Genomic DNA, 11,336 nt, shown 5'->3' with positions numbered 1-11,336 from the left:
CGCGTCGGCGTACGGCGGCAGCGGCGTCGGCAACCTCGGCGTCGTGCACGCGCGGCAGGCCGGCCCGCTCGAGTCCGGCGCGCCCGGCGGCCAGCCCGCCTACGCCGATCTCGTCGTGCCCCCTCTCGCCACGCTCTGGTTGAGGTCACCCGTAGGGTGACCGTCGTGCCCGAGCCCGAGATCAGTCACCGGACGGTCGACGACGGCATCGCGCGGCTGACCTGGACCGCCGACCTCACCGAGCGCGGCTGGCAGGCGGCCGTGGACGTCGTACGCCGCGAGGTGGCCGCCGCCCTGACCGACCACGATCGCGTGGAGGTGAAGGTCGCCGTCGACGACGCCGAGGCCCAGCGGGTCGCGACCTGGTCCGGGCTGCGGCGCGAGGGCGTGCAGCGCGGCCGGACGGGCGATGTCGTCGTCTACGCGCGCCTGGTCGACGACACCCCCGTCCACGAGCCGGGCGGCTTCCGGGCACTGCTGAACTCGTTCCTGCCGCGCAAGCGCGGGATCAGCCAGATCCTGGTGCGCGACGGTGAGGGCAGCGAGGCGCGGGTGCTCATGTGCAACCTGACCTACAAGGCCGACTGGGACCTGCCCGGCGGCGTGGTCGAGCTCGGCGAGTCCCCCCGCGTGGCGGTCAGCCGCGAGGTCGAGGAGGAGCTCGCGCTCACCATCGCGGCGGGGCGACTGGTCCTGACCGACTGGCTGCCGCCGTGGGGCGGCTGGGACGACGCGCTCTGCCTCGTCTTCGACGGCGGGGTGCACCCGGCGTCGATCGTCCAGCAGGTCGTGCCTCAGGCGCGTGAGATCAAGACGGCCGACTTCCTCACCCTCGCCGAGATCGACGAGCGCGCGGCGGACTTCACCGCGCGGCGGGTGCGGGCCGCCCTGGCGAGCCTGGCCGGGACGGGTCCGGCGTACACCGAGTCGGGTCGCTGAGCCTCACTCGGCCGCGGCGCTGGGCCACGAGCACGCCGAGCACCAGCACCGCTCCCCCGATCAGCTCCCCCGACGAGGGCACCTCGTCGAGCAGCGCCCACGCGGAGCCGATCGCCACCGGCGGGACGAGCAGGATCCACGGCACCACCGCCGCCGACGGGTTGCGGGAGAGCAGTCCGTTGAAGATCCCGTAGCCCACCAGGGAGGCCAGGCCCGCGGTGTAGAGCGTCGAGACCCCGGCCCGCCAGCCGAACGCGCCCACGCCGTCGGCCACGGCGCCCGGCCCGTCGAGGACCAGGGAGAGCAGCACCAGCGGAACCGGTACGACGAGCGCCGACCACACGGTCAGCGACAGCCCGCCCGTGGCCCCCGAGGCCCGCGACACGACGTTGCCGATCGCCCACATGAGCGCGGCCGTCAGGCAGAGGGCGAGCGCGAGGCCGGGGACGTGACCGCCGCGGCCCACGCCCACGACGACCAGCCCGATCACCCCGAGCACCACGCCGAGGGTCTGAGGGCGGGTGGGCCGCTCGCGCAGCACCCCGGCGGCCAGCACGATGGTCAGCACGACCTGTGCCTGGAGCACGAGACCGGCCAGTCCGGGCGGCATCCCGGCGTCCATGGCGACGTACAGGAAGGCGAACTGGCCCAGCGACATGAAGACCCCCACCGCGGCCACCGTGCGCCAGGGCACCGGCGGCGGGTCGAGGAGGAAGACCGCCGGCACCACCACGGCCAGGAAGCGCGCCGCGAGGAACAGCAGCGGCGGGACCTCGCCCATGCCCCAGTCGATGACGACGAAGTTGAAGCCCCAGATCACGGCCACCAGGGCGGCGAGGGACTGGTCGCGGCGGCTCACGTGCTCCAGCATCCCGGCCGCGACCGTGAAGCACCAGCGAACAGAACTGCACCACAGCATGTAGCGTTGCTGCATGATCGATCTGGACGCGCTCGCCGGCCTCCGGGCGGTCGCCACCTACGGGTCCGTGGTCGCCGCCGCCACCGCGACCGGCTACACCCCCAGCGCGATCTCCCAGCAGGTCAAGCGGCTGGAGCGGCAGACCGGCGTCCCGCTGCTCGAGCGCGTCGGACGCGGAGTGATGCTGACCAGCCACGGCCAGCACCTCGTCGACGCCGGGGAGCAGGTCCTCGCCGACCTCGAGCAGCTCGAGGCCACGCTGCAGGCGCGCGCCGGTGTCGTCGCCGGCCGGATCCGGCTGGCCGCGTTCTCCACGGCGATGCGGGGCCTGGTCGCCCCCATCGCACGCAGTCTCCGCGACGCCCACCCCGCCCTCACCCTGACCCTTCGCGAGGCCGAGCCGTGGGACGTCGTCGACCTGGTCGCCACCGGCCAGATCGAGCTCGGCATCGTCCACCGGTGGGGCGGCGTACCGCTCGCCGTGCCCGACCACGTCGCCACCACTCCCCTGCGCGGTGACGTCGCCGATCTCGTCGTGCATCGCGACGATCCGCTCGCCCGGCGCCCGCGGGTCACGCCGCACGACCTGCTCGACGTCGACTGGATCGCCACCCCGGAGGGCACGATCTGCCGCCAGTGGCTGTCCCGGATGTACGACGGCACGGGGCGTCCGCCGCGGATCGCCCACGTGTCCGGGGAGTTCGAGTCCCACCTGGCCATGGTCCGCGCCGGCCTGGGCGTCGCGCTCGTCCCGCGGATGGGACGAGCGCCCCTCGGCGACGACCTCGTCGCCGTCGCGGTCGCAGACCCGGAGCCGATCCGTCTCGTCGATGCCCTGCACCGCCGCACGATCGCGGCATCGCCGGCCGTGCAGGCGGTGCTGGCGGCGTTCGCGGACGTCGACGCGCTCGGTCAGCGCGGGCTGCGGTCCAGCGCCTCGCGGGCGAGATAGGTCGCGCCGGCGACCGCCGCCGGCATCACCAGGATGCCGCCGAACGGGATCAGGAAGCAGGCCTGGACGCAGATCCCGAAGCCGAGCATCGCCCCGCGGTGCTCGCGCATCAGGGCCGCCCGGGCGGCGCGATCCATGCCGCGGGCCTCGAGCGGGCGGGAGACGAGCTCGCCGGCGAGCAGGCGCCCCGAGACGACCAGGCCGAGGACCGCGCCGACGATCGTGCCGATCACCGGCAGCAGCCCGATGACGAAGACGCCGACCGCGGTGGCGATGCCGAGCGCGACCAGCACCAGGCCGTCGAGAGCGCCGCGGACCCACCCCACACCGCGCTCGGGGACCTCGCCGCCGAGGGAGACCTCGACCGCCTTCCAGATCCGCTCGTAGAACGGGTCGCCGACGGCCAGGGTGAGACCGGTGAAGGTGACGATCGAGAGCATCACCAGGCCCGCCAGCACGAGGAGGTGGAGCGCGGTGCGGAGCAGCCCGCGCAGGAAGCCGTCCCAGTCGTCGGCGAACGGCGTCGCCCAGGCGACCAGGTCGTCGACGTAGAGGACCGCGAGCACCAGGACCGTGGCCACGAGCGCGGCGACGATCACCGCCGGCACGATGCCGAGCAGCATCAGCCGCGGACGCTCCCGCCACAGGCGCAGCCCGCGCAGCAGGAACCCCGCGCCGCGCCCGAAGCCCATCAGCCGGGTCCGGCTCAGAAGAGGGCCGAGGCGAGGGCCTGACGGCCCTTGAGGACGCGCGGGTCGTCGTTGCCGACGGCGGCGAACAGCCCCACGAGGTGGTCGCGAGCGCGGTCACGGTCCTTGCCCGCCGTACGCCGGACCAGCTCGACGAGTCGCGCGAAGGCGTCCTCGACGTGGCCGCCGAGCATGTCGAGGTCGGCGACCAGGGTCTGCGCGTCGACGTCGTCGGGGTTCGCGGCCGCCGCCGCGCGCGCGGCATTGAGGTCGACGCCCTGGGTGCGCTGCAGCACCTTCGCCATCGCCAGCCCCGCGGCGGCCTCGTGGTCGGCGGGGTTGCCGTCGACGAGCTTCTGGTACTCCGCGACCGCGCGGTCGATGTCGCCGTCGGCGAGCGCGTCCTGGGCGGGCGCGTAGCGCGGGTCGACGTCCGGCTCCTCACCCTCGCCCGCCGCCGCGCCCGGCGCGCCGCCGAAGGCGTTGGGCTGGTGGCGACCGGTGATGCCCTGCGCGGTCAGCTGCTGGGCGAGCTGGTTGAACAGCGCCCGGATGTCGTCGATCGGCGCGGCGCCGGGGATCGGCTGGGTCGCGGGCCGGCCGTCGAGCAGGACCAGCATCAGCGGCACCTGCGGGATCTGCATGGCCTGGGCGATCTGCGGCACCGCGTCCACGTCGACGTTGGCGGCCAGGAACCGGCCGTCGTACTCGTCGGCGACGGTGGCGACGTCGCGCGCCAGCTGCGCGCTCTCCGGCGACTGCGACGGCGACGAGAACACCAGGACGACCGGCGCGGTCATCGACGCCTCGAGCACCGCTTGGAAGTTGGCCTCGTCCACCGCGACGGAGTACGCCGACGTCGAGCCGCCCACGCCGCCGGACGTCGCGCCCGGAGCGCCTCCGGCACCGCCGCCGGCGGGCGGCGGGGTGCGCTTCAGCGCGGACAGGTCGATCGCACCGGGACGGGAGAACGGCTGCTGCGTCATGGACGCAATCCTACGGAGCGCCCTCAGTTGGGAACGCGGGGGCCGCGCAGTCCCGCCCGCTGGACCACGCGCTGGATCGCGAGGTCGCGGTCGTCGGGCCGGCCGACGTAGCGGATGTCGCGCAGTCCCTGCTCCTGCGCGGCGGACTCGAAGCAGAAGTGGCCGAAGCCGAGGATGCGGCCGTGCAGCGGCTTCTTCACCGAGATGTCGAGGATCCGGCTCAGCGGCATGGTCGCCAGGCTCTGCGACAGCACGCCGTGGACCCGGAAGACCCGCATGTTGGTGATCACGAAGCGGTCCCGGACCACCCCGAGAGCCAGCCAGCCGGCGCGCACCAGGAGCAGGACCGCCGCGATGATGAGGAACCAGGCCACGTGGACCGAGACGAGCCAGCTGCCGACCAGCAGGACCAGAGCCAGCGCCGTGAGCAGACCCGGCCGGACGTAGGCGAACCAGTGGTGGGTCACCTCGTCGACGACGACCTCCCCCTCCTCGCGCAGGAGGTGCTTGCCGATCCGGGGGTCGCCCATCCGAGCGCCCACACCGGAGACGAAGGAGAGGACCATGGCTCGGCGGCCGCGGATCAGTCCATCGCGCCGACGAAGTCGATGACCCCGCTGAACGCCTCGGTCGTCAGGTCCCACCCGCCGCTGGCCGCGGACTTCGAGGTGTCCGCCAGGCTGGCCGGGTCGGTGAACATCCAGAACCCGAGGAACACGATCACCACGAGCGCGATCAGCTTCTTGGCGTCCATGTGCGGGCGTCTCCATCCGTGTGCGGGTGCGCCACTCGAGGGCGCAGATCCCCACATTCGTACCAAAGCCGGGCTCGCTGCGACGGCAGGCGCGCCCAGGAATCCGCGCGGGAGCGGCAGCGGGTGCGGGGGCCCGGGGAGCTGGGAGGCGGGTCAGGAGCAGCTGATGCCGGCGAGGCCGTTCTCGAGGGTGGGCGCGGGCACGGTGCCGCTGCGCAGCCAGGTGTGGAAGAACGCGTCGAGCTCCTTGCCGGACACGATCTCGGCGAGCGCCTGGAACTGCTCGACGGTGGCGTTGCCGTCATGGTGCTCGGCGACCCACCGGGACAGCAGATCACCGAGCGTCTGGGCGCCGATCACGTTGCGCAGCGCGGCGAGCGCCATGGCTCCGCGGTCGTAGACGGCCTCGGCGAAGAGGCGCTTCGGGCCGGGGTCGGCGATGTCGAGGCGCCAGAAGTCGGAGGCGGGCTCGTCGCAGGTGCGGCGGTACATCCGGTCGAGGTAGGCCTGGACGCTCTCACCACCGTGCTCGGCGGCGTACTCCGCCTCCAGGTAGGTCGCGAAGCCCTCGTTGAGCCAGATGTCGCGCCAACGCTGCACCGCGACGCTGTCGCCGAACCACTGGTGGGCGAGCTCGTGGACGATGACGCTGGGGTAGATCCAGCTGCCGTACGTCGGCCGCGACTGGTTCTCCAGCGCGAACCCGACGTCGAGCCCGGTGACCAGGCCGCCCGTGCTGGCGAACGGGTAGGCGCCGAGCTTGGCCTGGAGCCAGTCGGTGATCGCGCCGGTGCGGCTCAGCATGGCTCGCGCGTTCTTGCGGGTGCGCGGCTCGAGCCCTCGCGAGACCGCGTTGTAGAAGGGGATGCCGGCGGCCGTGGTGCCGGTGTCGACGACATAGCGGCCGGCTGCGAAGAAGGCGAGATAGGTCGCCATCGGGTCGCTCATCCGCCAGTGCGTCGTGGCGAGCCCGCGCCTGACCTTGCGTCCGACGCGGACGCCGTTGCCGACGACCTTCTTCCCCTTCGGGACCGTCACGCGCACGTCGAAGGTCGCCTTGTCGCTGGGGTGGTCGTTGGACGGGAACCACCAGGGCGCCATGTGCGGCTGGTTCATCGCGACGACCTCGGTCCGGCTGGCCAGCCAGTTGCGCTCGCCGGCGTAGCGGTAGGAGGCCGGCTTGCCGGCATACCTCACGACGACGCGGAACGATGCGCCGGCGGCCAGGGGCGCCTTGGGTACGACGCGCAGCTCGTGCCGGCCGACCGTGCGGAAGCGCGCCTTGCGGCCGTCGACCCGCACGGCAGTGGCCGGCAGCAGCAGGTCGAGGGAGAACGAGCGCAGGTCGGTGGTCGCCCGCATCGTGATCGCGGTGCGGCCCTTCAGCCGACCCGTCGCGAAGTCGTAGCGCACCTTGACGGCGTAGTGCTGGGCATCGGTCCCGCCGTTGCCGTCGAGCGGCCAGTACGGGTCGGTCCCCCGGGCCGAGCCCCGCACCCCGGCGTCACGATCCTCAGCCGCCTCGGCGACCGGCAGGCCCGACGTCGCGAGCACGGGCAGGCAGCTGAGCAGGGCCACGATGGCAGCGAGTCGGCGCACCGGCTCAATGTACGCCGCGGAAAATCGGTTGCCGACCGGAACCCGGATCCGCCACCGTGGGGGCGTACGTCCGCGACCCGACGCGGACCCGTCGAGAGGAGCGTGACATGTCGGTCGCTGTCGTCGGCCTGCCCTCAGTCCGCACCCTCTCGACCCCGAGGATCCACCTTGTTCCAGGAGAACCCCTCCACCTCTGATGTCACCTCCGATGTCACCTCCGATGTGACCGACATCGACCCGCTCTTCGTCTTCGAGTTCACCGCGTACGACGACCTCGGCGCCGGCCAGCGCTGGTCCACCTGGCTCGACGTCGAGCCGCTGTCCCGAGGCCCCGAGCCGCGCCCCGGCTGGGTCGTCACCTCCCAGGGCGCCGTCGACACCGATCTCGGCATCCTGAAGACGGGCAAGGAGGCCGACGTCAACCTGGTCGACCGGACCGACCCCCACGATCCCACCCAGAGCGTCGTGATGGCGGCGAAGCGCTACCGCTCCCCCGAGCACCGCACCTTCCACCGGTCAGCGACCTACACCGAGGGTCGCTCCATGAAGCGCTCGCGCGACGAGCGCGCGATCAAGCGCAAGAGCACCTTCGGCCGCGAGGTCGCCGCCGGCGAGTGGGCGGTCTCCGAGTGGACGGCGCTCAACCGCTGCTGGGAGCTCGGCCTTCCCGTGCCCTATCCGGTGCAGATCGACGGCACCGAGATCCTCATGGAGTGGATCACCGTCGAGGGCCCCGACGGGACGCAGACCGCGCCCCGGCTGGCCCAGACCCGACCGGACCGCGCCCTGCTGGAGTCGTACTTCGACCAGCTCCGCCTGGCGATGGGGACCCTCGTGCGGTCCGGGCTGGTGCACGGCGACCTGTCGCCGTACAACATCCTGGCGGCCGGCGAGCGGCTGGTGATCATCGACCTGCCCCAGCTCGTCGACCTCGTCGGCAACGCCCAGGGCTTCGACTTCCTGCTGCGCGACTGCACCAACGTGTGCAGCTGGTTCCAGCGCCGCGGGCTCGAGGTCGACGGCCAGGACCTGTTCGGCGAGCTGATGGCGCACGCGTTCTAGCGGCTGCCTCGCCAGGCCGCCTCGAGGATCCCCTCGAGGTCCGCTCGGGCCGGCACGACCGGGTTGCTGTACGGCGCCGCGAGGACCTCGTCCGAGACCCGGGCGAGGTCCTCGTGCCGCACCCCCAGGGCCTGCAGCCCGTCCGGCACCCCGACCGCGGCAGCGAGCGAGCGCAGCGCAGCCGGGACGTCGTCGGCGCCGAGCGCCCGGCGCAGCACCGCGTCGGCGTCGGGCGCGGCCGGGAGGTTGAACGCGGCGACGTGCGGCAGCACGATCCCGTGGGTCTCGGCATGCGGGAGGTCGAGCATGCCGCCGAGCACGTGGCACAGCTTGTGGTGCAGGCCCATCGTGGTCGCGCCGAGGCAGGCGCCGCACAGCCAGGCACCCTCGAGTGCCAGGCTGCGCGCCTCGCCGTCCGAGCCGTCCGCGACGACTCGCGGCAGCGCGGTCGCAAGGTCGCGCACGCCGCGCTCGGCCAGCGCGCTGATCACCGGCGTGCCGTTGGGCGCGTAGAGCGCCTCGACCGCGTGGGCGATCGCGTTGAGCCCGCTCGCCCCGGACACCGCGGCCGGCAGGACATGGGTGAGGTCGGGGTCGTAGACGACCGAGCGCGGCAGCACGACCGGATCACGGCCGGTGGTCTTCCTTCCGTCCTCGGTCAGACCCCAGACCGGCGTCATCTCGGAGCCGGCGTACGTCGTCGGCACGACGACCGACGGCAGGCCCAGTCGCAGCGAGAGGGCCTTGGCCAGGCCGATCGTCGAGCCCCCGCCGATCGCGAGACAGCCGTCGGCGCCGACTGCGGCAGCCACGTCCTGGGCGGCCGCGACGGTGGCGGTCGGGACGTGCATCCGGGCGCCGTCGAAGGTCCCCGCGGCTCGCTGCGCCAGCAGATCCGTCACCAGCGCGGCGAGCGCACCCTGCCGGGCCGTGGAGAGCACGAGCACCCGGCGCAGGCCGAGCCGGTCCACCTCCTCGGCGACGCGCTCGACGGCACCGGGGCCGAAGACCACCCGCATCGGCAGGGCGTCATGGACGAAGCCGGTCACGCTGTCCCCTCTTCCCGCTGGCCGACCAGCCGCACCTCGAAGTGTGCCCGGCGGAAGGGCACGCTCACGCCGTACCGCTGCGCCTCGGCCGGGTCGTCGACGACCGCGAACTCGCGGACCAGGCTCTCCCTGACCGCGAACACCGCGTCGCTGTCGAGGTAGGGGCTGTCGGCGACGAACAGATGCGTGGTCAGCGGCTCGAAGCCGACGGCGTCGACGATGAGGTGGACGTGGGCGGGCCGGTACGGATGCCGCTCGCTCGCCTCGAGCAGCCGGCCGACCGGGCCGTCGGTGGGGATCGGGTAGTGCGAAGGCACCACGGTGCGGAACCAGAAGCCGCCGTCCTCGTCGGCCGCGAACATCCCGCGCCCGTTGCCCGGAGGCTGTACGTCGGGCCGCTGCACGTCGTAGTAGCCGTCCTCGTCGCACTGCCACACGTCCACGCTCGCGCCCGGGACCGGACGACCCTCGAGGTCGACGACCACACCGGTGACGACGGCGGGCCGGTCGAGCCCGACCTCGCTGATCGAGTCGCCCAGCGCACGCCGCGGGGACTCGGTCATGTGGAACGGGCCGAGCACGGTGCTCTCCGTGCCGTGGTCGCCGCCGTTGAGCGTCTCGACGAGCATCGAGACCCCCAGCACGTCGGAGAGCAGCACGAACTCCTGCCGGGTGTCGTCGCACGTGTGCCCCACCGCGGTGAGGAAGTCGATCGCCTGCTCCCACTCGGCGAGGGTGGGCCGCAGCTCTCGGACGAGCGCGTGGACGTGCCGGGTGACCGCGTCGAGCACGGCGCGGGTCCGCGGCTCCGGGGTCGCGGCGAAGGTCGCCCGGACCTCGTCCAGCAGTGTGGTCCGCGCCGGTGCGAGGTGGTCGGCGAACCAGTCCGCGACGACGGCGTTGCGCTCCTCGCCGTGGCGGTAGATCGTGTGGTCGCCGTCCTCCCACTCGCGCAGTGTCGCCTCGCCGGCCGCGGCGTCCAGGAAGGGCTCCTGCTCCTCGCGCGAAACGATCGGGTCCTGTCCGCCGTGCACGACGAGGACGGCGCCGGCGATGCGGTCGCCATCTCGCAGCGCGATCCGATCGAAGTTCGCCTGCACGGCGGCCTCGTCGGCGCCACCGAGCATGGCCGCGGCCTGCTCGTCGAAGGTCCGCAAGCCCAGCAGCCGCGGGCGCGCAGGCGCGCCATTGACGCAGACGGCGCCGATGCGTGGGTCGCTCGCGGCCGTCGTACCGGCGAACAGGCCACCCATGCTGTTGCCCCAGATGCCGACTCTGGCGCCGAGCGACGGGTCGGCGAGGACGTGGTCGACGAAGGTGGAGTATGCCGCCCGCACGTCGACGTCGAGCAGCACGCCGCCGCGCATCCGGGTCTCCCCCTGCCCCGGTCCCTCGACCAGGAAGGCCGCCAGGCCGCGGTCGAGGAGTGCGTCGGCGGCCCGCAGGTAGGTCGCACCCCACCCGCTCTGCCCGCCGAGCACGATCACGGTCCCCCGCGCGTCTCCCGTCGGACGGACCAGCCAGCCGAAGAGCCGGCCCTCCCCGAACGGCAGCTCGACGTGCTCCCACGCCGGCTCGGCGAGCGCGCCGGCCCGGCCGACCGTCTCGGTGAACCGCGTGTAGAGCGCCGACCGGTGGGCGCTGTCGTCGTTCCACGCCATCTGCGCGAACAGCAGCGCCGCCGCCGACCAGCGGAAGGCCTGCCGCGCCGTGGCGACGTGCCCCGCAGCGAGGGCCTTCTCCGCCTGTGCGGCACGGTCCTCGGCGATCGCGACGAGCGCCTCCTCCCAGGCGACGCCGGCGTCGGTCGCCGACCGCAGCCGCGGCACGTCGGCCGGAGCGACGCCGCCGTCGACCATCCGCTCCGGCGACATCGATCGCCAGAGCACGTCGGCCGGGGCGCTCACGCGACGGCCCAGGCGAGCCGCTCGCGCAGCTGGCCGAGCGCGCCCGGCAGGTCGGCGATCGCCCCCGCCCAGAACAGGTGGTAGTCCGGGCGACCGATGAACGCCTCGACGCCGCGCTCGGAGAACCAGGTCGCGTAGGTGCCGTCCACATCGGCGACGGTGTCGAGCGAGGCAGCCACGACGTCGAGCCTATCGAGGAACGCGAGGTCCTCCGCGTCGAGCGACACGGCCGTTGCGGTGACCAGGCTGAAGCCACGTCCGAGGACGTCGTCGAAGAGTCCCTCGTCGCCACCGCGACGGACCACGCCGTGCGGTGTGAGGGTGCCCGCGAGCGGGCTGACCGCACCGGCCTCGTCGTGGTGGACGACACCGGCGACCAGGGTCGGGAACGGCGGCGGGGGTGGCACGTTGCCGGTCCGGAACGCCTCGTCGCGGGCAGCCGCCTCGGCCGGATCGTGGGTGTTGGCGACCTTGCCGAGC

Annotated in this window: 12 protein-coding genes; 3 read left to right on the top strand and 9 right to left on the bottom strand. The window is 73.4% G+C overall.

Annotated features, from left to right (window positions below):
- Nucleotides 1-165: 165 nt before the first annotated feature.
- A complete protein-coding gene (locus FHP29_RS09065; RefSeq protein WP_139622543.1) occupies nt 166-939 on the top strand; it encodes an NUDIX hydrolase in 774 nt (257 codons plus the stop codon).
- Here the strand turns inward: FHP29_RS09065 and FHP29_RS09060 are convergent.
- Nucleotides 863-1,873, bottom strand: coding sequence for an EamA family transporter (locus FHP29_RS09060; protein ID WP_240044414.1), 1,011 nt, complete (start codon nt 1,871-1,873; stop codon nt 863-865). The two genes, FHP29_RS09065 and FHP29_RS09060, sit on opposite strands and share 77 nt — an antisense overlap.
- Here FHP29_RS09060 and FHP29_RS09055 point away from each other — a divergent pair.
- Nucleotides 1,872-2,810: a LysR family transcriptional regulator gene (locus tag FHP29_RS09055; protein WP_139622542.1), complete on the top strand. Its 939-nt coding sequence runs from the start codon at nt 1,872-1,874 to the stop codon at nt 2,808-2,810. The two genes, FHP29_RS09060 and FHP29_RS09055, sit on opposite strands and share 2 nt — an antisense overlap.
- Here FHP29_RS09055 and FHP29_RS09050 read toward each other — a convergent pair.
- The 5 genes from FHP29_RS09050 to FHP29_RS09035 form a co-directional block, all read right to left on the bottom strand.
- Nucleotides 2,771-3,502, bottom strand: a complete 732-nt coding sequence (locus FHP29_RS09050; RefSeq protein WP_139622541.1) for an EI24 domain-containing protein — start codon at nt 3,500-3,502, stop codon at nt 2,771-2,773. The two genes, FHP29_RS09055 and FHP29_RS09050, sit on opposite strands and share 40 nt — an antisense overlap.
- 14 nt (nt 3,503-3,516) lie before the next feature.
- Complete coding sequence (locus tag FHP29_RS09045; RefSeq protein ID WP_139622540.1) at nt 3,517-4,485, bottom strand: co-chaperone YbbN; 969 nt, start codon at nt 4,483-4,485, stop codon at nt 3,517-3,519.
- 23 nt (nt 4,486-4,508) lie between these two features.
- Nucleotides 4,509-5,051 (bottom strand): PH domain-containing protein, encoded by a 543-nt coding sequence (locus FHP29_RS09040; RefSeq protein ID WP_240044413.1) that lies wholly within the window; start codon nt 5,049-5,051, stop codon nt 4,509-4,511.
- Between the two features lie 17 nt (nt 5,052-5,068).
- Nucleotides 5,069-5,239 (bottom strand): hypothetical protein, encoded by a 171-nt coding sequence (locus FHP29_RS21650; protein WP_158296527.1) that lies wholly within the window; start codon nt 5,237-5,239, stop codon nt 5,069-5,071.
- 153 nt (nt 5,240-5,392) lie between these two features.
- The gene (locus FHP29_RS09035; protein ID WP_158296526.1) at nt 5,393-6,838 is read right to left on the bottom strand and encodes a M1 family metallopeptidase; all 1,446 of its coding nucleotides are present in this window, start codon (nt 6,836-6,838) and stop codon (nt 5,393-5,395) included.
- 168 nt (nt 6,839-7,006) lie between these two features.
- Between FHP29_RS09035 and FHP29_RS09030 the strand changes: the two genes are divergently transcribed.
- Nucleotides 7,007-7,900, top strand: a complete 894-nt coding sequence (locus tag FHP29_RS09030; protein WP_205013984.1) for a serine protein kinase RIO — start codon at nt 7,007-7,009, stop codon at nt 7,898-7,900.
- On the opposite strand, the gene FHP29_RS09025 is transcribed toward FHP29_RS09030, so the two are convergent.
- The 3 genes from FHP29_RS09025 to FHP29_RS22185 all read right to left on the bottom strand — a co-directional run.
- The gene (locus FHP29_RS09025) at nt 7,897-8,949 is read right to left on the bottom strand and encodes a maleylacetate reductase (protein ID WP_205013982.1); all 1,053 of its coding nucleotides are present in this window, start codon (nt 8,947-8,949) and stop codon (nt 7,897-7,899) included. The two genes, FHP29_RS09030 and FHP29_RS09025, sit on opposite strands and share 4 nt — an antisense overlap.
- Nucleotides 8,946-10,856 (bottom strand): dioxygenase family protein, encoded by a 1,911-nt coding sequence (locus FHP29_RS09020; RefSeq protein WP_205013980.1) that lies wholly within the window; start codon nt 10,854-10,856, stop codon nt 8,946-8,948. Before FHP29_RS09020 ends, FHP29_RS09025 begins: the two co-directional genes overlap by 4 nt.
- Nucleotides 10,853-11,336, bottom strand: a 484-nt coding sequence (locus FHP29_RS22185; RefSeq protein ID WP_205013978.1) for a hypothetical protein, incomplete at its 5' end; no start/stop codon positions are given. The genes FHP29_RS09020 and FHP29_RS22185, both read right to left, overlap by 4 nt.

Source organism: Nocardioides albidus (assembly GCF_006335005.1).
Classification (GTDB): Bacteria; Actinomycetota; Actinomycetes; order Propionibacteriales; family Nocardioidaceae; genus Nocardioides; species Nocardioides albidus.
Note: the sequence above shows the minus strand (reverse complement) of the source record. Positions and strands in the feature narration are given on the sequence as shown.